Annotated in this window: 17 protein-coding genes and 2 rRNA genes; 15 read left to right on the top strand and 4 right to left on the bottom strand. The window is 52.0% G+C overall.

Translation table 11 applies throughout. From position 1 onward, the window contains the following. Positions 1-103 precede the first annotated feature (103 nt). Together J4772_RS00080 and rrf are read left to right on the top strand one after the other, a co-directional pair. Positions 104-3020: ribosomal RNA gene (locus J4772_RS00080) — 23S ribosomal RNA — on the top strand. Positions 3021-3102: 82 nt separating this feature from the next. Beyond that, positions 3103-3219: ribosomal RNA gene (rrf, locus tag J4772_RS00085) — 5S ribosomal RNA — on the top strand. Positions 3220-3471: 252 nt separating this feature from the next. On the opposite strand, the gene J4772_RS00090 is transcribed toward rrf, so the two are convergent. Beyond that, entirely contained in the window at positions 3472-3999 is a 528-nt protein-coding gene (locus tag J4772_RS00090; protein ID WP_209073681.1) for a transposase, read from the bottom strand. Between the two features lie 189 nt (positions 4000-4188). On the opposite strand from J4772_RS00090, the gene J4772_RS00095 reads away from it, so the two are divergent. The 9 genes from J4772_RS00095 (at position 4189) to J4772_RS00135 (ending at position 11389) form a co-directional block, all read left to right on the top strand. Next, complete coding sequence (locus tag J4772_RS00095; protein ID WP_371822879.1) at positions 4189-4347, top strand: sigma factor G inhibitor Gin; 159 nt, start codon at positions 4189-4191, stop codon at positions 4345-4347. 80 nt (positions 4348-4427) lie between these two features. Further along, on the top strand, positions 4428-5924 hold the full coding sequence (locus J4772_RS00100) for an aminotransferase class I/II-fold pyridoxal phosphate-dependent enzyme (protein ID WP_209073682.1): 1497 nt from the start codon (positions 4428-4430) through the stop codon (positions 5922-5924). 10 nt (positions 5925-5934) lie between these two features. After that, positions 5935-7398: a glycan biosynthesis hexose transferase WsfD gene (locus J4772_RS00105; RefSeq protein WP_209073683.1), complete on the top strand. Its 1464-nt coding sequence runs from the start codon at positions 5935-5937 to the stop codon at positions 7396-7398. 227 nt (positions 7399-7625) lie between these two features. Next, on the top strand, positions 7626-8258 hold the full coding sequence (gene tmk / locus J4772_RS00110; RefSeq protein WP_209073684.1) for a dTMP kinase: 633 nt from the start codon (positions 7626-7628) through the stop codon (positions 8256-8258). A gap of 101 nt (positions 8259-8359) precedes the next feature. After that, positions 8360-8689 (top strand): cyclic-di-AMP receptor, encoded by a 330-nt coding sequence (locus tag J4772_RS00115; protein ID WP_116063306.1) that lies wholly within the window; start codon positions 8360-8362, stop codon positions 8687-8689. Positions 8690-8711: 22 nt separating this feature from the next. After that, on the top strand, positions 8712-9155 hold the full coding sequence (locus tag J4772_RS00120; protein ID WP_116063305.1) for a YaaR family protein: 444 nt from the start codon (positions 8712-8714) through the stop codon (positions 9153-9155). Between the two features lie 24 nt (positions 9156-9179). Continuing rightward, positions 9180-10157: a DNA polymerase III subunit delta' gene (holB, locus tag J4772_RS00125; RefSeq protein WP_116063304.1), complete on the top strand. Its 978-nt coding sequence runs from the start codon at positions 9180-9182 to the stop codon at positions 10155-10157. A gap of 2 nt (positions 10158-10159) precedes the next feature. After that, the gene (locus J4772_RS00130) at positions 10160-10960 is read left to right on the top strand and encodes a PSP1 domain-containing protein (RefSeq protein WP_116063303.1); all 801 of its coding nucleotides are present in this window, start codon (positions 10160-10162) and stop codon (positions 10958-10960) included. A 75-nt stretch (positions 10961-11035) separates the two neighbouring features. Continuing rightward, entirely contained in the window at positions 11036-11389 is a 354-nt protein-coding gene (locus tag J4772_RS00135; RefSeq protein WP_371822880.1) for an initiation-control protein YabA, read from the top strand. 82 nt (positions 11390-11471) lie between these two features. On the opposite strand, the gene J4772_RS00140 is transcribed toward J4772_RS00135, so the two are convergent. Beyond that, positions 11472-12797, bottom strand: coding sequence for a 6-phospho-beta-glucosidase (locus J4772_RS00140; protein WP_209073686.1), 1326 nt, complete (start codon positions 12795-12797; stop codon positions 11472-11474). A 4-nt stretch (positions 12798-12801) separates the two neighbouring features. After that, a complete protein-coding gene (locus J4772_RS00145) occupies positions 12802-13776 on the bottom strand; it encodes an N-acetylglucosamine kinase (protein WP_209073687.1) in 975 nt (324 codons plus the stop codon). 382 nt (positions 13777-14158) lie between these two features. Here J4772_RS00145 and J4772_RS00150 point away from each other — a divergent pair, with 382 nt between their 5' ends. The 4 genes from J4772_RS00150 to J4772_RS00165 all read left to right on the top strand — a co-directional run bounded on the left by J4772_RS00150 (position 14159) and on the right by J4772_RS00165 (position 18554). Continuing rightward, positions 14159-14872: a GntR family transcriptional regulator gene (locus tag J4772_RS00150; protein ID WP_116063299.1), complete on the top strand. Its 714-nt coding sequence runs from the start codon at positions 14159-14161 to the stop codon at positions 14870-14872. Positions 14873-15419: 547 nt separating this feature from the next. Then, entirely contained in the window at positions 15420-16688 is a 1269-nt protein-coding gene (locus tag J4772_RS00155) for an ABC transporter substrate-binding protein (protein ID WP_209073688.1), read from the top strand. 73 nt (positions 16689-16761) lie between these two features. Further along, positions 16762-17637 carry a carbohydrate ABC transporter permease gene (locus tag J4772_RS00160; protein WP_209073689.1) on the top strand — a complete coding sequence of 292 codons (876 nt, stop codon included), beginning with the start codon at positions 16762-16764 and terminating at the stop codon, positions 17635-17637. A gap of 41 nt (positions 17638-17678) precedes the next feature. Then, positions 17679-18554, top strand: coding sequence for a carbohydrate ABC transporter permease (locus tag J4772_RS00165; protein WP_209073690.1), 876 nt, complete (start codon positions 17679-17681; stop codon positions 18552-18554). Between the two features lie 90 nt (positions 18555-18644). On the opposite strand, the gene J4772_RS00170 is transcribed toward J4772_RS00165, so the two are convergent. Continuing rightward, complete coding sequence (locus tag J4772_RS00170; protein ID WP_209073691.1) at positions 18645-20414, bottom strand: glycoside hydrolase family 35 protein; 1770 nt, start codon at positions 20412-20414, stop codon at positions 18645-18647. Positions 20415-20470: the final 56 nt, after the last annotated feature.

The following is a 20470-nucleotide window of genomic DNA, read 5'->3' on the forward strand; positions in this document are numbered from 1 at the left end:
CACCTTGAAAACTGGATATCGAACCAAACTGCATACAATCTAACGATTGCATGCTGCGCGAAGAAGAATGAAGCATCTCTGCCTTACTAGTGTCAAACGACTGGGTTAAGCTAATAAGTGCGCACGGAGGATGCCTAGGCGCCAGGAGCCGATGAAGGACGCGACGAACAGCGATATGCTTCGGGGAGCTGTAAGTGAGCTTTGATCCGGAGATTTCCGAATGGGGAAACCCAGCTATCGTAATGGATAGTTACCTTCGAGTGAATACATAGCTCGTCGGAGGCATACCAGGGGAACTGAAACATCTAAGTACCCTGAGGAAGAGAAAACAACAGTGATTCCGTCAGTAGCGGCGAGCGAAAGCGGATTAGCCCAAACCAGAGGGCTTGCTCTCTGGGGTTGTAGGACGTCTCACATGGAGTGATAAAAGAGCATATTAGGCGAAGAGGTCTGGAAAGGCCTGCCACAGAAGGTAAAAGCCCTGTAGCCGAAAGTGTGTTCTCTCCGAGACGGATCCTGAGTACCGCGGGACACGTGAAACCCCGTGGGAATCCGGCAGGACCATCTGCCAAGGCTAAATACTCCCTGGCGACCGATAGCGAAGCAGTACCGTGAGGGAAAGGTGAAAAGCACCGCGGGAGCGGAGTGAAAGAGAACCTGAAACCGTGCGCTTACAAGAAGTCAGAGCCCGATCTAGGGGTGATGGCGTGCCTTTTGTAGAATGAACCGGCGAGTTACGTTCACGTGCAAGGTTAAGCTGATGAGGCGGAGCCGAAGGGAAACCGAGTCTGAATAGGGCGCTTAAGTACGTGGTCGTAGACCCGAAACCGTGTGATCTACCCCTGTGCAGGGTGAAGGTGCGGTAACACGCACTGGAGGCCCGAACTCGTGAGCGTTGAAAAGCTCTGGGATGACGTGGGGGTAGGGGAGAAATTCCAATCGAACTCGGAGATAGCTGGTTCTCCCCGAAATAGCTTTAGGGCTAGCCTCGAGGTTGAGCATCATGGAGGTAGAGCACTGATTGGGTGCGGGGCCCGCCAAGGGTTACCAAGTCCAGTCAAACTCCGAATGCCATGGATGTATACTCGGGAGTCAGACGGCGAGTGCTAAGATCCGTCGTCAAGAGGGAAAGAGCCCAGATCATCAGCTAAGGTCCCCAAGTGTGTGTTAAGTGGGAAAGGATGTGGAGTTGCGAAGACAACCAGGATGTTGGCTTAGAAGCAGCCACCATTTAAAGAGTGCGTAATAGCTCACTGGTCGAGTGACTCTGCGCCGAAAATGTAACGGGGCTAAACACACCACCGAAGCTATGGCATGCTTGGGTAGGGGAGCGTTGAATGCGGGTAGAAGTCAGACCGGAAGGACTGGTGGACTGCATTCAAGTGAGAATGCCGGTATGAGTAACGAAAAGACAGGTGAGAATCCTGTCCGCCGAAAGCCTAAGGGTTCCTGGGGTAGGTTCGTCCGCCCAGGGTAAGTCGGGACCTAAGGCGAGGCCGAAAGGCGTAGTCGATGGACAACAGGTTGAAATTCCTGTACCACCGTAATCCGTTATGAGCGATGGGGGGACGCAGGAGGGAAGCGACGCGAGCCGATGGATGTGCTCGTCCAAGCAGTGAGAGGGGTATGTAGGCAAATCCGCATACTGTAACCTTGAGCTGTGATGGGGAGGGAAAATCACAGTACCGAAGGTCGTACACCCACGCTGCCAAGAAAAGCCTCTAGCCAGGAGAAGGTGCCCGTACCGTAAACCGACACAGGTGGGCGAGATGAGAATTCTAAGGCGCGCGGAAGAACTCTCGTTAAGGAACTCGGCAAAATGACCCCGTAACTTCGGGAGAAGGGGTGCCTCGGTAGGGTGAATAGCCCGAGGGGGCCGCAGTGAAGAGGCCCAAGCGACTGTTTAGCAAAAACACAGGTCTGTGCGAAGCCGTAAGGCGAAGTATACGGGCTGACGCCTGCCCGGTGCTGGAAGGTTAAGGGGAGTGGTTAGGGGCAACCCGAAGCTGTGAACCGAAGCCCCAGTAAACGGCGGCCGTAACTATAACGGTCCTAAGGTAGCGAAATTCCTTGTCAGGTAAATTCTGACCCGCACGAATGGCGTAACGACTTGGGCGCTGTCTCAACGAGAGATCCGGTGAAATTTTAGTACCTGTGAAGATGCAGGTTACCCGCGACGTGACGGAAAGACCCCATGGAGCTTTACTGTAGCTTGATATTGAACTTTGGTACGGTCTGTACAGGATAGGTGGGAGCCGATGAAGCTGGGGCGCAAGCCTCAGTGGAGGCGCCGTTGGGATACCACCCTGATCGTATCGGAGTTCTAACCTGCTGCCCTGAATCGGGCAGAGGGACCGTGTCAGGCGGACAGTTTGACTGGGGCGGTCGCCTCCTAAAAAGTAACGGAGGCGCTCTAAGGTTCCCTCAGCGCGGTTGGAAATCGCGCGAAGAGTGCAAAGGCATAAGGGAGCTTGACTGCGAGACCTACAAGTCGAGCAGGGAGGAAACTCGGACTTAGTGATCCGGTGGTACCGAATGGAAGGGCCATCGCTCAACGGATAAAAGCTACCCTGGGGATAACAGGCTTATCTCCCCCAAGAGTCCACATCGACGGGGAGGTTTGGCACCTCGATGTCGGCTCATCGCATCCTGGGGCTGAAGTAGGTCCCAAGGGTTGGGCTGTTCGCCCATTAAAGCGGTACGCGAGCTGGGTTCAGAACGTCGTGAGACAGTTCGGTCCCTATCTGTCGCGGGCGTAGGAAATTTGAGAGGGGCTGTCCTTAGTACGAGAGGACCGGGATGGACGCACCGCTGGTGTACCAGTTGTTCCGCCAGGAGCATCGCTGGGTAGCCAAGTGCGGAAGGGATAAGCGCTGAAAGCATCTAAGCGCGAAGCCTGCCTCAAGATGAGATTTCCCAATTCGTAAGACCCCTGGAAGAACACCAGGTTGATAGGCTCGGGGTGGAAGCGCAGCAATGTGTGGAGCTGACGAGTACTAATCGGTCGAGGGCTTATCCTAACCTCGTGCGATGCAAATCGCTACGAACAGGGCGCAAGCTTTGAATGCCATGTTAAACATGGCTTGAAATGAAGCAATCTGGTCTGGTGATGACGGCGGAGGGGTTCCACGCGTACCCATCCCGAACACGACCGTTAAGCCCTCCAGCGCCGATGGTACTTGGACCGCAGGGTCCTGGGAGAGTAGGACGTCGCCAGGCTGGATAGACAAGAGAAACACCCTTAACCGGGTGTTTTTTGTGTATTAATCAGACTGTTGGAGAAGAAAATTGCATCAGGCCGGTTTACGTGTTGAACATACCGGCTTTGACCATTGGAACGCAGACGGAAGTTCACGGATCGCTCCATCATAAGAGGGTTGTGTGAGGAGCCGACTGTTACGGTGGACTGGCGCGCTTCCGTCAATGAGGCCGGCGAGACAGTTCTTACGGAAAACCATTTTTCAACCCATGTTACTGGTGGTAGAACGACACTTCCTTCGCTTCCAGCCGCACGATGCCGTCTCTGCGCTCACGCCGCAGTGTAAGAAGCAGTCTCACGCGCGGGGTTAACAGCCAAATGTGCCAATACACCAACGAGATCACGAGCGAGGAAGGGGCCCACGGATAGAACAAGCCGGAGACGCAGCACCCGACGAGGAACAGATGGAAGTGAAGTCGGCGAAATAGAGCTAGCTGCGTATCCATGATCGGCAGAGGGCCGATCCATGGCCAGTCTCGGCGGAAGGTCCATTTTTTCTCCGACATTTCGTCGACTCGTCTTAGCGTAATTCGCAATACAAGGGCATGTACAAGCAGCATAAGAACGGCGCCTATAATCGAATAGATCAATCCATACCAGCCGTCAATGAAGTATAATACAGTAACTAGCAGCAGTGCGGTGGACATATAGCTATATTTACTCTCTGGACGAAGAGCTATTTTACGAACGAGTGTATAATTATAGAAAGTAGCTTCTCTCTTGGACTGCAGCTCGCTCATTCACGATATTCCTCCCGGCGCAAAACGCTTCCTGTCCATTACTATCGGAATAATGAAAGCTTATTGTTATGTTTCAAGCCGTTTTCGAACTATCAATAGGTATATTTTCATAGAATTCGGACATACTAGAGGCAACGATAGGAAAAGGCGGAGGTGGCGTTCATGGAGGCGACCGAGCGGAAAACCTGCATGGTATGCGGTGAGCCGAAGGACGAAGGGATTACGATTGTTACGGAATTTATATGTACGTCATGCGAATCTGAGATGGTGCACACAAGCGCGGAAGATGAGAGGTATCCTTTTTTCGTCAAACAGTTAAAACAGTTGTGGGTTCGTTTCCATATTTGATTGCGAGAGACCGGGCAGATAATCTGTCCGGTCTTTCGTTCTGATATAATAAGATCAAAACCCAGAGGGGGCAATGATGAGTGAAGCTAGATCAACAGAAAGCCCCTCTATTCGAAGCGCTGGTCACCCACGATCGGCTGCAGGCGGCCGCTTTCCATGTACCGGGACATAAAGCTAGGGCAAGCTGGGGCGATGGGCGGGCGGCCGCCTATTACGAAGCGCTGCTTGCTCTGGACGTTACGGAGCTGGCGGATACCGACGATCTGCACCATCCGGAGGGGGCGTTGCTTGAAGCGCAGGCTCTCGCAGCGGAATGCTTCGGGGCGGAGGAGACCCGGTTTCTCGTAGGCGGCAGCACGTCGGGCAATCTGGCGATGATCGTCGGCCTATGTCGCCCGGGCGATCTCGTTATCGTGCAGCGCAACGTACATAAATCGATCGTTCACGGTCTAATGCTGGCGGGCGCTCGGGCAGTGCTGCTGTCACCGCAGATCGATCGATTGTCGGGACTGGCGACCGTTCCGGACGAGCGCCTGGCGACGCAAGCGTTGGCGCGTTATCCGGAGGCTAAAGCGCTTATTCTGTCTTCGCCGAATTACTATGGGATGAGCGTCGATCTGTCGCCGCTTATTGCGGCCGCGCATAACCGAGGCGTGCCGGTAATGGTCGACGAGGCGCACGGAGCGCATTTCGGTTCGCACCCGCAATTTCCCCCATCGGCGCTGGAGGCAGGCGCGGACGTTGTCGTGCAATCGACGCATAAAATGCTCGGTGCAATGACGATGGGCGCTATGCTGCATATGCAAGGAAAACGCGTTCCGAGAGCCGCGATCAGGCAAGCGTTAACGATGGTACAGAGCTCCAGTCCCTCCTTCCCGATCATGGCGTCGTTGGACTTGGCCAGATGGCAGCTGAACAATGACAAGGAACGCTTGTTCTCTAGCGCGATGGATGCGGCGCTGCAAGTCGTGAAAGCGTTGGAGAAGACGTCGTTCCGGGCGTTGGGTTACGGGGATTATATAAGCGCCGATATCGTCTACGATCCTCTTAAGCTGGTCCTGTTCGACGAATCGGGCTGTCTGACCGGTTTTGCGCTGCGAGACGAGTTGGAGAAGCAGCTCTGCATTGCGGAAATGGCCGATGAGAGATATGTCGTGCTGGCGCTTGGGCCGGGAACGACGCTGGAGGACGGGCAGAGGCTGAAGGCGGCATTGGCAGACATCGCAGGGCGCAAGCAAGGAAGTGCACCGGGGATTAAACCGCTAGAGGGTAATCCGAAGGAGACATCGCCGTTCGAGGAAGAAGACGAACAGTCCGCGATCGTTCCGGAACCGATTTTGTTTGATCGGGAAGAGAGGATAACCGTAACGGTTTCTTTGGAGAGCAGCATCGGCCGCAAGGCGGCGGAATGGGTCATTCCTTACCCGCCGGGTATACCAGTGTTATATCCGGGAGAAACCATTACAGAGGCAACTGTGAGCCAACTGCAGCGTTGGCGGCATGAAGGGGCGCGTATTCAAGGGGTCCGGGATCCGCAGCTTAGCGAGATTCAAGTATGGCAAGAGAACAACGGCTAGAGGTGAGAGCATGATCAGGGATCGCGTCGGCCGAGACATTCGTATATGGATGGCATGGCTGGCTGGTATTGCGGCAGGAGCGCTGCTGGTCGGATTAATTATGATTCCTCCCGTTATCGGTCTGGCCGACAGCGGAGATTTTGGGCGCGTGCTGGGCGTGTCGGGATTGCGCGTGCTTCATCCGGACCAGTCCTATGAAGCTTTGTATTTCAAATATGCGCATCAGCATTTCGGATATGGGGGCTACACGCTCGGGGGCTATGTCTCTACGCACGTCGTATTCGTAGCCGTTGCCGGGTGGATCGGAAGGCTGGTGGATGGATCGACTTTCGATATTCGCGTACTTGGGGGCCTCTATGCGGCTGCTTATATTTGGGCTGTCGTGCTGTTTGTTCGTTATGCGCCGCGAGCGGATAGCCGCAAAGCGACGCTGGCTATGGCACTGCTATTGGCTGCGGCGCTGTTGTTCGTATTCGGCGATATCGGTTATGCGGCTTATTTTCAATCCTTCTTCGGAGAGCCTTATGCGCTGATTGCGATGCTGCTGATGGTTGCGTCGGCTTTCGCGCTGGCCTCGTCGGACAGGCCGACCGGCTGGCTGTTTGCATTATTCGTGGCGGCCGCATTGGCGGTAGCAACGTCGAAAATTCAGAACGCGCCGCTGGGATTCGTCTTCGCGCTGCTCGCCTGGAGAATGTGCGGATTGCGGAACGATCCTAGATGGAGACGGCAGGTGTGGACGGGAGCGGGAATTTTGCTAGCCGGATCGATCCTTATGATCGTAGCCGCGCCGGATCGGTTAAAGCATGTCAACCTATACCAGTCGATCTTCTTCGGCGTGCTCAAGGATACGCCGCATCTGGAACGCGATATGGAGGAGCTAGGCATCTCCGGCAAGTACGCCGTGCTTGCGGGCACGAATTATTTTCAGAAGGACACGGCTATTCCGCAGAACGATCCCGTGCTGCATCGAGAGGTGCTGCAGCAGCTAAGCCACAAGGATATCGCTATGTATTATTTGAAGCATCCTTCGCGTTTTATGCAGAAGCTGGACAGAGCGGCGGAGAACGCGATGTATATTCGCCCTTATTACCTGGGCAATTATGATGCTTCGGCGGGCAAATCTCCCGGGGCGATTTCGCATTCTTTCAGCGGGTGGAGCGACTTCAAGGTGGCTTACATGCCTCGCAAAGCCGTGTGGTACTTTCTTATTTTCCTCGTATACGTCGGAATCTTGATCGCAGTTTGGCTGAACAACCGCTCGGGTAAATGGAGAATAGGGGTCGAGATGCTTGCCGTCGTTGCGCTATCGGCGGTTTTCTCCTGTATCGTGCCGCTTATTGGGGACGGAGAGGCCGATCTTGGGAAGCATTTGTTTATGTTTAACGTCTGCTTTGATATGATGGTAATAAGCGCAATAGTCGGAGCATTCTACGGAGCAATTAAGCTTGCGCAGAGGCGGGTTTGGAGCTAAATAAGTTGAACCAAAGATACCTCGAAGAGATAAACCAATGGAATGAAGAAAGGGAATGGTTTTGCCGCGAGTTTTGGCTTTGGGCTGCTTACCTATAAAGTTCTTATCGATCCAAGCAGCCCAAAACAACCTGTCTGAAGTCGGCAAAACCATCCCTTTTGGAATGCAATGGGCTTTCCCTTCATTGGTTCAACTTATATAGGCAACGGCTGAAAGGGGAAAGCGGAGTGCAGGGCGGATTGTTCATCACGATTGAAGGCGGGGATGGAGCGGGTAAGACGACGCTAATCACGCAATTGACTGAGAGAATATATAAGGAAACGAAGAGGAGGACAATCCGGACCCGCGAGCCGGGGGGCAGTCCGATTGCAGAATCGATCCGAAGCATTATTCTGGATACGAAGAATACGAAGATGGATGCGAGGACGGAAGCGCTGCTGTATGCGGCAGCCCGCAGGCAGCATCTGGTGGAGATCGTCATGCCGGCGTTGAAGCGGGGGAGTATCGTGATCTGCGATCGTTTCGTGGACAGCAGTCTAGTCTATCAAGGCCATGCTCGGGGGCTGGGCGTAGACAAGGTGTGGGACATCAACCGTTTCGCCATCGAGGATTGCATGCCCGATCTTACTTTATACTTGGATCTGGACCCCGAGGTCGGATTGGCCAGAATCGCGGAGAACCAACACCGCGAGGTCAATCGGCTCGACTTGGAAGGGCTGGCTTTTCATCGCAAGGTTCGTGACGGATATTTGCAGATCGCGGAGAAGTTTCCGGAGCGAATCCGTACGCTGGATGCAAGCGAAGAGTCTGCACGTCTGGCGGAAGCGGCGTGGGTGCTGGTGGAGAAATCGCTGGCATAGCCATTTAAAAAAGGGTTTTAGCGTGTAAGTGTCCAATTTATATTAAGTAGAAGTAAATCCAACATCGACAGACCGCTATTTCATTACGAGGAGGCCTGACTATGAAATTGCTGATTGCGGTTATTCAGGATAAGGACAGCAACCGGTTGTCCAATGCATTGATCAAGGAAGGGTTCCGGGCAACAAAGCTGGCGAGTACGGGGGGATTCCTTCGCGCCGGCAATACGACGTTCCTGATCGGGATCGAGGACGATCGGGTACAGAGCGCTCTGGACGTGATTCGTTCAAGCTGTAAAGTGCGAGACCAACTGGTTACGCCAGTGTCGCCTGTTAGCGGAGCGGCGGATTCGTACATTCCTTTCCCGGTCGAGGTGCAGGTAGGCGGGGCTGCCGTATTCGTGCTTCCGGTAGAACGGTTCGAACATTTCTAACGGTTGGGCGGTGTGAACGGACATGAAGATCCAACCGGGGCTATATCCCGTCGGCAAGACGATTCAACGGGGAGAACTGCCGGCAAGACCTGCCCAATCGCAAAGCTTCGGCGATCTGATGCAGCAGCAGGACGAACAGCGAACGCATGAGGAGCTGCAGCGCAAGCTGGAGGACATCCGAATGCAAGGGGATCGGCTTACCCGTTCGATGACGATTCGGGAGCTGGTGCTGTATCGGCAGATGGTCAAAGCGTTTCTGGAAGATACGGTGCGCCGCGGCATTGCCTTGAAGGAGACGCGGGGCTGGGACAGGAGAGGCCGCGGCAAGCGCTACAAGCTGCTTGAAGAGGTCGACGCGATGCTAGTAGGTATGGGAGAAGAGCTGTTGCAGAGCGAAGAAGGGCGAATCGATCTGCTGCAGAAGGTCGGAGAAATTCGCGGCCTTCTGATTAATATCGCATTTTGAGTTTCGACTAAGGAGTTTCTTTAGATGGGCTTTCAACAGATTGCAGGACAAGACAGGGCGAAGTCGCTTCTGCGCAACGCGCTTGCGGCGAATCGGCTTGCGCATGCCTACCTGTTCGCGGGAACGCCCGGCTCGGGACGGATGGAGATGGCGCAGGCGTTCGCGCAGGCGATTTTTTGCGAGAGGGGCGGCAGCGACGCTTGCGGAGAATGTCTGGAATGCCGCAAGGTGCTCCATGGCAATCATCCGGATCTTCATATCATTCGACCGGACGGAGCAACGGTGAAGATCGAGCAGATTCGTTCGCTGCAGCGGGAGCTCTCCTATCGCAGCTCCGGAGCGGGCTATAAAATATATATCATCGAATCGGCGGAGACGATGACGACCCAGGCGAGCAACAGCCTGCTTAAATTTCTGGAGGAGCCCCCTTCTCCCGTCGTCGCCATCCTGCTTGCCCCGAGCGCACAGGCCGTGCTGCCGACGATTCTGTCGCGGACGCAGCTCGTACCTTTCGTTCCGGGCGATCGGCAAGCGTTGGAAAATATTCTCGTGCAGGAAGGCAAATCGCCGCTGCTCGCACGGGCGGCCGTTCATTTGTCGCCGGGACTCGGGGCCAGCCGAAAATTGGCAGACGAGAATTGGTTTGCAGATATCCGAAACGTAGTGATACAATTAGGCAAGGAGAGTCCGTCCCGGTTCGCCGCCAGTATGCTTCAAGCGCAGCAGCAGGTGTTTAAGACGGAACTCGCCGAACATGTTGACATTTTGCTACAATTGTTAGCTTTGTGGTATAGAGATATGATTTACGCAATGACCGACCGTCAGAGCTATATGGTGTTCCCGGACCAGGCGGAGTGGATTTCCAAGACGGCTTGGAGCCGTCCGATCGGGTCCTGGGTAAGGATTATGGAATCCGCACTGACGGCGGCAAGGAGAATTAAAGCTCACGTAGCGCCGCAACTGGCGCTGGAGCAATTTCTGGTGAACGTGCGGGAGGGGTAGATTTGTACGATGTGGTGGGAGTCCGCTTCAAGAAAGCGGGCAAAATCTATTATTTCGATCCCGCCGAGCATCCGGTATCCAAAGATCAGCATGTCATCGTGGAGACGGCACGCGGCGTTGAATACGGCAAAGTCGTCGTCGGCCCGAAGACGGTAGGAGAAGAGGATGTCGTTCTTCCCCTGAAGAAGGTCATTCGCATCGCGGGAGATCCCGACGCCAAAGCTGTCGAGGAGAACCGCAACGCAGCCAAGAGTGCATTTACCGTCGGACTGCAGAAAATCAAGGATCACGCGCTTAAGATGAAGCTCGTAGACGTGGAATACACGTTTGACCGGAATAAAATCATTTTTTACTTCACGGCTGAAGGGCGCGTCGACTTCCGGGAGCTGGTGAAGGATTTGGCCGGCGTATTCCGAACTCGAATCGAGCTGCGTCAGATCGGGGTGCGCGACGAGGCCAAGATGCTTGGCGGAATTGGGCCGTGCGGGCGAGTGCTGTGCTGCTCCTCCTGGCTGGGAGATTTCGAACCGGTATCCATCAAGATGGCGAAGGACCAGAATCTTTCGCTGAATCCGACGAAGATCTCCGGCCTATGCGGCCGTTTAATGTGTTGCTTGAAGTACGAGCACGACAACTATGAAAGTGCTAAAGAAGAATTGCCAGCGGTAGGCAAGACGGTCGTGACGTCGCTGGGAGAGGGCAAAGTCGTTGGTATCAACCTTGGCTCTCGCAGCGTTCACGTACAGCTGTTCGAGCTGGGCAAGGTCAAAGAACTGCCCTTCGACGATGTCGTCTTGAAGTGAGTGACAGAACCTTCCGAAATGACATAGCGGATGCCTTGAGGTGGATATCTGTTCATGAAAGACACTTTTCTTCATATGGATGAACTGGAATCGAATTTGGGTAAAGTGTATGCCGAATTCGGAGATCTGAAGCTGAAGTTCAAGGAACTGCTGGAGGAGAACCAGCGGCTCAGAATCGAGAATCAGCAGCTCAGAAAAGTACTGAAGCGGGAAACGGAATCTATAGCGGTCACCCAAGAAGCGGTGGAAGAACCGGCTGCCGTCAAGGGGAACGAAGACTACGCTTCCGCTGCAAACGCCGGCGTCGGAGAAGGCTATGACAATCTCGCCCGGCTCTATCATGAAGGCTTCCATATTTGCAACGTGTATTACGGTCATTTGCGTATGGAAGGCGATTGCTTGTTCTGCTTGTCGTTTTTGAGTAAATAAGATAGAAGAGGCATTAACTTCCCCAAGTGAAAGGGAGTCGATGCCTCTTCATTATTTATGACGCTATATGAGGTCCTAGGTATTAGTCGTTCTTTGCAAATTGAGGCAGATAGGCCGCATTCTGCGCAAGAATCTCGCCGATTAACGATTTGGCGAGCTGTTCGTCCCCGACTAACGGGTGGATCGTGAGCGCCTGCAGCGCGGCATGGTAATCGCCGAATACTGCCGCTTGAACGGTTAATTCCTCGTAGGCCTTCACAACTTGCAGCAGCCCTCTAATTTGCGGCGGAAGCTCTCCGCTTAACACGATCGGATGCGGACCGTCCGATTTAATCACGCAGTTGACTTCGATCGCGGCGTCCTCAGGCAAGCAGGAGATAACTCCTCCGTTGCGAACGTTCACCACCTGAATATCTCCGCTATCGTTGTAGATCGATTTCATTAGCTGGACGGCGGCCTCGGAGTAATAGGCGCCTCCGCGTTTTTCCAGCTGAGGCGGCTTAGATACGAGTTCAGGTTGAGTATAAAGCTCGAACAGCTCCGCCTCCACTTCTTTGACATCGTCCGCTCTCGTTTTGCCGGTTTCTTGGAAGGTGGTATTCAGTTCGCGGAACATTTCTTCTTTCATGTAATAGTAACGATGATAGGCACAAGGCAATGCGCCGACAGAAGTAATGAATTCCGCATCCCATTCCAGGTCGGGGATGTTCTTCATAGAAAATCCGCTTCTACCCGCAATCTTCGTAAGAAAATCCTGCGTTTGATCTTTCCCGTCAATGACCACCTTAGTCGTCCAGTTCAGATGATTGATCCCGACCATCTCGATATACAGGTCGCGCTGATCCACATCGTAAAGCTCCGCGATTTGCATCTTGTTGCCGATCGGCAGGTTGCACAAGCCAACGGATTTCACTTTTGTATGCTTATTGACCGCTTCCGTCACCAAGCCTGCCGGATTCGTAAAATTAATTAAGAAAGCGTCAGGCGCAAGCTCTTCGATTTCGCGGCAAATGTCCAGAATAACCGGAATCGTTCTCAGCGCTTTGGCGAACCCGCCTGCGCCGGTCGTCTCTTGCCCGATTAGACCGAACAGCAGTGGAATCTTCTCGTCGCGCGAACGAGCGTCCAACATGCCTACGCGGATTTGAGTCGTCACGAAATCCGCGCCTTTGATCGCTTCGCGGCGATCCATCGTCGTATGCAGCTTGATCGGTTTGCCGCTGGCGTCGATCATCCGCTGCGCCAAGTCTCCAATGATTTTCAGCTTGTCTGCGCCTGGCTCAATATCGACCAGATAAAGCTCCGCAACCGGAAATTCGTCATAGTAACGAATCAATCCGTCGATTAGCTCCGGCGTATAAGAGGAACCGCCGCCAATAACTGCAATTTTTAATCCGTCTTTTTTCATTTCGTTATCCTCCGAAGTTCGTAAATTTTTCCGCGATTTGTTCTGTAACGGCAATTCCCAGACGATCCATGGCCAGCATGACGGATCCGAATACGGGAACGAGCTGCGGAATGACAAACGTGCACGAAGCGTGAGTCGCGGAGACCTCCTTCTTCAGCGCTTCAAGCAGCTCGGGATTCCTCCCGGATTGCAGAATGCTACCGGTTAATACAACCGGAACGATGTGGCCGCTAAACCCGCCAAGCTTGTGGATAACGGCTGCAGCGGCTAGGCCAAGCTCCCTGCCCATGTTGGTCAGCAGTTCAATCGACAGCCAGTCGCCTTCCCTTGCCGCTTCGTGCACCACGTAAGACAGTTGAAGCGGGGCTTCAACGATTTCGTCATCCAAGCATCGTTCGATCATCGTCTCCATGCTGTCAAACCCCAGCGCTGCAGGGACCTTGTCGACGAGTATGCTGTGCGGCTCTCGGCCGTCCCAGCAGCGGACGGTTCTGCTGAAGGCTTGAAAAGCCAGGTGATAGCCGCCCGCCCGATCGCCGAACAGATCGTTAAACCCTCCTACTTGCACGGTTTGCCCCTTCTCGTTGCGTCCGGCTGCATTCGTATTGCTGCCGCAGACAAGCACAACTCCCGTGTTCGTCGGACTGCCCACACGCAAGCCCTCCATCGTATCGCATACGATATCCGTCTGTTGCAAATTCATCTGTCGCGAAATTTCCGGTTGCAGCCTATTCATATCGAAAGGTCTGTCCGCTCCTGCCAGGCCGAACTGGACAAAGCTTAACTTCTCTTCCTTCAGGTCCGCTTGCCGAAGCGCTTCATGCAAAGATTCGCGAATGTTCGTCACCGCCGCTTCCGCGCCGATGATTTGATGATTGCCGCATCCCGCCAAGCCAGAACCTAGCACATTTCCTGCTTCATCGACGACAAGCGAGTAGGTTTTGCTGCCGCCTCCATCTACCCCTGCAAAATATCGCATAGGTCAGCTCCTTTCAGTCCATCTCTACAGTTGTCTCATTTGCAGCATCAATCACCAATTTGTTAATACCAATAAACGAATTATAATATTCATTACTACAAATGTAAAACAAAAGTATTAAACGCTGAGTATTCATGAATTGTTTTGAATGACATAGGAAATGATTCCAATTATTTTGGAATTAATTTATAATTTAAGGGTAACATTTCATGTGAAAGGACCCCGGGTTGAGCATGCTTTCTCGTCGAGTATGATCAAAGGTAATGATTAAACTTTTAAAAAAATAATTAAATCTTTTTATTTGTAACTACCTTTTGGTGGATTTAAGCCAAGAAGCACATGTGATATAATAAATCAATACTGGTATCGGAGGCAGTTTGTAATGACAAAGAGATCGGGAAACTCCTTATACTTTCATATTAGAGAGCAGTTGCTCAAACAAATTCAATCGGGCGTTTATGCCGTCGGCGAAAGATTGCCGACAGAAGCCGATCTGTGCACGCTGTATTCTGCAAGCCGAACGACGATTCGATTGGCGCTCAGCGAGCTTGAGACGCAGGGCATACTTGAACGAATCCAGGGTAGAGGAACGTTCGTTAAGCGCAAGGAGCTCCACCTGATTCAGACGCGAAGCTTTTCCGAAGACATCATGATGCAGGGCAAGGAGCCGTCGAGCAGAATTATCGAGGCGAAGGTGATTCCCGCCGAAGCGCCGCTAAACGAATTTTTACAGGCGCCGCTTAATTCCCCGATCAACCAACTATTGCGCGTTCGGTATGCGGACGGCGAACCGCTTATCTACGAGACAACCTACATTTCGTGGGATCTGGCTCCCGGCCTGGTGAACGATTACAGCGACGGTTCGTTGTTCGAATTCCTTGAATCCAAATATCAGCTTAAAGCGCATCGTTCCGTGGAACAGCTTAAGCCGATTCTAGCGGACAAAGTCGCCAAGAAGCTGCTGGGCATTAAGGAAGGCTCGCCGTGTTTGCAGGTCAAAACCTTCACTTATCTCTCCGACAATAAACCGTTGGAATACAGCTTCGGCGTATTCCGCGGCGACTTCTCCAACTATACGATCGAGAGATTCTTCTAGCTTCTCGCGCGAGGAATCAAAAAAAGAAGATCACCGCAACTGGCGATCTTCTTTTTTGTCTTGATCCCCTGTATTCCTATTCCTCTGCAATAAGCTCAAAGTAACGGTCAATCCAGTTAAACAGCGACTTCTTTTTTCGCGTTTCTTCTGCAAAACAGATTATTGTAGTAACAATTTACTATCATTCTATTTATAATAATGACAAAATGTCAATGATTATGTTTGATAATAACAAAATAGAGGGGGAAGAAACCGAAAATTGGCGAATTCTGCTCTTATCATATAGACTTTTACAAATTGAACACGGAAGAGGGGAAAGGCGGAAAACCTTTTTTTATAAATTCATTGACAACAGCTGCATTTCGTTAATACAATAGTTTTATATTGTTACTACAAATTATTGAAGAGAAAACGAATAAGATCGGCTTTTACATCATTCGTATAGATTTACTCTGTAATTCTGCTTAGCGACGTTCAATTTGATAGTAATGACAATTTGGGGAATATCGTTTTAACAAATAAATATAGGTTATGAAGAGGAGCGATTATGTTGAGAAAAGGTATTTTGGGATGTACAGCGGTTGTTGTGGCTGTAGGACTTGCCGGGTGTTCAGGCGCTTCCAAGAGCGAGCAGACGACTTTGCGAATCGCCATGGGGTCGCCGGGCGAAGGTTTGATAAAAGTATGGGAGGATATTGCCAAGGAATTCGAGAGCCAGCACAAAGACATCAAAGTCGAATTTACTTTCCAGAAGGACGATACTTATAAATACATTGGCCTCCCGAATCTGCTCAGCAGTCAGAATGCGCCGGATCTTTATTTTGAATGGGCCGGAGTGCGCTTGAACAATCGCGTTCAGGAAGGTTATGCGGCAGATATTACGGAGATTCTCAAAACGACCGGTCTCGGAGATCAGTTCGAAGAGGGCAGCTTTAACGGCATGAAATTCGACGGCAAGACGTATATGATTCCGACTGCAGGCGACGTTACTAACGTTATTTATTACAATAAGCAAGTTTTTAACGATCTTGGACTGGAGCCTCCAACAACTTGGGAGCAGTTCCTTGAGGTCAACGAGAAGGTTAAGGCGGCCGGTATTACGCCCATCGCCGTCGGCAATAAGGAGCAATGGCCTGCCGGCAACTGGATCGGCCATCTGATCTCGCGCGTAGTCGGCGAGCAAGCCTTCGACGATGCGATGCAGCTCAAGAAACCGTTCAATTCCCCGGAATTTGTTAACGCATACACATATGTTCAGACACTATGGGACAAAGGCTACATCAACGATAGCGTCAATGCGATCGCGGACAATGAAGCGGATATGCTGTTCTTTAACGGCAAGGCGGCAATGCATCCGATCGGCAGCTGGCTCGTTCCGACTGCGGAAGAAGAAGCTCCTGAATTCGAAATGGGCTACTTCAACCTTCCGTCTATGCCTGGCGGCCAAGGGAATCAGGACAGCGTCATCGGCGTTCTAACCGGAATGGTCGTCAACAAAAATTCCAAGCTGGTCGAGGAATCGATCGAGTTTATGAAGCTCTACAGCTCCTCCGAGTCGTCCAAAAAGCTGTCCGCTGCAGGCGCCGTTCCGATTACGAAAGACGGCATCGACAAAGAAGCAATGAACCCTCTCGCTTCCAGCATGAACGACCTGCTTCAAGGAGCTCCGGTGGTCGTGTCTCCTCCGGATATGGGCTACAACATCGAAGTGGCCAACGCGCTGTACTTGGCCACCTCTCAAGTGCTGAGCGGAGCGAGAACGCCGGGAGCCGCGCTGGCCGAGTTGGACAATACGATCGCACCGCTTAAAAAGTAGAAATTCACAGGAAGGCCGGCACCTTAACGGTTATAGCCGGCCTTCCTGACCGCATTACGATGGAGGTGGGAAGATGTCCCCCAAATCAAGATCAGCCTATCTATTCGTTGCTCCTGCCGTCCTCTTGTTCGCTTTTACAATTCTCGTTCCCATTGTGATGACCTTTGCCTTCAGCTTTTACGATTGGAACGGCTTCGGAGCAATGAACTTCGTAGGGCTGGACAACTATGCCAGAGCGTTCCACGACCGTATCTACTGGAGCTCCTACAGCCATATTCTCATCTACATTATCGCAACCGTATTTCTTGAGGTTCTCGTCGGATTATGTCTTGCCGGATTAATTACGATGGGACGTAAAGGAAGCAGCCTGTTCCGCATCGCATTTTTCACGCCGGTGATGCTCCCGATGATTGTCGTCTCCTACATCTGGAGATTCGTGTACAACTCCGATTTCGGTCTGCTGAATTCCATTCTGACGGCTGTCGGCTTAGAAAGCTGGACGAATGTCTGGCTGGGCAATCCGAATACGGCACTGTTAGCGATCTGTCTCGTATCCGGTTGGGTATATGCGGGCTTCTACATGACGATTTTCTATTCCGGTATTCAACGCATCCCCAAGGATGTGTACGAATCGGCGTATTTGGACGGGGCAACCGAATGGACAATCTTCACTAAAATTAAAATGCCGATGATCCGCGGCTTAGTCGATACCGGGGTGATGCTCTGCGTCTTGACCGGTTTTCAAGCGTTCGATCTGTTCTACGTCATGACGAACGGAGGACCTTATAACTCCACGGAAATCGTAACGACTTATCTTGTTAAAGTGGTTTTCAATAACATGAGCATCGGCTACGGTTCTGCACTGGCCGTTATTATGACGGTGGTGATCGCCGTGATCGGTTTGTTGGCGGGCAAGCTTCAACGTAAAGACAACTCGCTGGAATACTAGTCCCCATTCCTTATCGCATTCGAAAGAAAGAGGTGCTGTCATTGGCGACCGCAGCTTGGAACATAGAGAAGAGACCCGACGATCGCGTACGAACGGGGAAGCAATATCCCTCCAAAATTTTGTACTACGTGCTCATGATCGTCCTATCCTGCTTTTTTTTCTACCCGATGATTTGGTTGGTTCTGTCGTCCTTCCGTACCAATCGGGAGATTTTCACGACTCCGTTCGGCTTGCCTAACACGATTGCTTGGCAGAACTGGGCCGACGCCTGGAATGTAGGCAATATGAGCATCTACGCTAAGAATAGCGTCATCGTCACGTCTATTACTATCGTAGGCATTCTGCTGTTTGCCAGTCTGGCCGCATTCGCCTTCAGCAAGCTGAAGTTTACGGGCAGCAAAGCGCTTATGCTCATGTTCGTATTCGGTTTGTTTATGCCGCTGCAATCTTTTTTTATTGCGCAAAGCTATATTTTCGAGAGACTTCATCTTAAAGACAGCTACATGGGGCTGATCCTTCCTTATATCGGGATCGGACTGCCGCTAGCTATTTTTCTGTTAAAAGCGTATCTCGATTCCGTGCCCAAAGAGCTGATGGAGGCGGCGAGGATCGATGGCTGCAGCAATTTCGTCCTGTTCGCGAAAATCATTTTTCCGCTGCTGATTCCAAGCATGGCAACCGTCGGCATTTTCTCCGCTCTCAACACTTGGAATGAACTGCTGCTAGCCATGCTCTATATTCAGAACGACGAATTAAAGACGATCCCCGTCGGATTGTTGGCATTCTCTAGCCGATATACGACCGACTACAAGCTGCTGTTCTCGGCTCTGTCCATCATTACGATCCCGATGATCGTGCTGTACGTTTTCTTTCACCGTTACATTGTAGCGGGATTAACGGAAGGCGCATTGAAGTAATCCGAGCTCAATTCTGCGCTGGGAAATAAGATGCCGTCATCTTTCGTCGCGAAAATCGAGGCGCGAAAGATGACGGCATTTATGCAAAATCTATCCCAGACGAGCCGTATCTTCAAATTCCACGCTCAATTGCTGGGCTCCATGCAGTTCGAAAATGATAATCTCGTTGTCTCCGACTTTAAGGAGGGGAGCGGGAATATACAAGGTCTGTTGAGGTCCTCGTTCCCAATAACGACCGAGGTTAAACCCGTTCACGTAGACAACGCCTTTGGTCCAGCCGCTCATATTTATAAAGGTGTCGGCCGTTTCGTCGATGGTTAATATTCCTTTGTAGAATACCGGCTGCGCCGCGCCGCCCTCTTCGGAAGCCGTCTCCTGCCCGTTGCCCGGTTCGAAGGAAAGGGAATGCAGGTTATCGAGCGGCAACGTGTAGATTTCCCAATCGAACAAAAATTGGTAGCCAAGCCGCACGCCTTCGGTAATTCCTTTGCAATCCTTCAAAAACCGGCCATAGTTGGTCCTCCCCAAGTTTTCTACAAGGATGGACAATTGGGCTCCCGATGCCGGGATTTCCAGTTCAAGCTCCTGCAGCTCCTCGCGGTCTCTCTCGATTACGCCAATATACCGATTGTCCAAATAAACGATGGCCCGGTCACGCACATCCTGCAGGGTGAGATTTGTTTTGCCCCGAGGTCCGGTTACGTGCGTCTTATACAAAATAAATCCATAATCCTGCCCCAGCTTCTCCATGGTCTCGGGATAGGCGCTTTGCGTTTTGGTGCCCAACGCATCCAATTGGTCGAACAAGCCCGTCCATTCCGTCATTTGGATCGTCCCATAGGCTTGTTTCTTAATCGGATCGGGCAGCACTAAAGGATCAAGCTTCTCATATTGTTCGATCACGCTGCGTACGGCATAGAATTTGGGGGTCGGATCTCCCGACTCGCTGAGCAGCACATCGTAGTCGTAGCTTGTAATCGTGGGCTCGTATTTCGGATTGTTGGCGCCGTTATAAAATCCGAAATTCGTCCCGCCATGGAACATATAGAAGTTGACCGAAGCGTTCGCCTCCAGCATTTCCTGGAATACCTTCGCAACATCGGCTTCATCCCGGGTATGATGCTGCTCGCCCCAATGGTCGAACCAGCCGTTCCAGAATTCCATACACATGAGCGGTTTGTCGCTTTGGTATTCGCGCAATTTCGCGAACGCTTCAGCGGGACGGGAGCCGAAATTGACGGTTTCGAGTACGCCGTCCACCATTCCTCCTTGCAGCATAGCGTCTTCAGGGCCGTCCGAGGTGAAAAGAAGGACATCGATACCGCGAGACTGCATACTGGTCTTTAAGTATTCCAGATATTTCTTATCGTTGCCGTAGCTGCCATATTCATTCTCGATTTGCATGGCAATAATCGGCCCGCCGTTCGTATAGAGCAAGGGCTTAAATTTCGGCAGCAGAACATCGTAATAAGCATCGACTTTGTCCAGGAAAGGCTGATGGAAGCAGCGCAACCTCATATCGGAATCGGCGAGCAGCCATGCAGGCAGTCCTCCGAATTCCCACTCCGCACAAATATAGGGGCTGGGACGAACGATTACGAGCAGTCCGACGTCAGCGGCAATTTGAATAAACTGCTCGATATCGGCCAGACCGTCGAAGCGGAATTGGCCTTCGCGCGGCTCGTGCAGGTTCCATGCCACATAGGTTTCCACCGTATTAAATCCGCAAGCTTTCAGCTTAAGAAGACGATCGCGCCAATACTGGGGCACTACGCGAAAATAATGAATTGCGCCGGAGATAATGCGAATAGGTTGTCCGTCCAGTAAAAATTGCTCGCCCTGATAATTAAAAGTACCCATTTCCGGTTCACCCCGTGAATGATAATGATGATTCCTTTAAATCATCATAAGAAGCA

The sequence above is a fragment of the Cohnella sp. LGH genome, assembly GCF_017671885.1.
Lineage (GTDB): Bacteria > Bacillota > Bacilli > Paenibacillales > Paenibacillaceae > Cohnella > Cohnella phaseoli.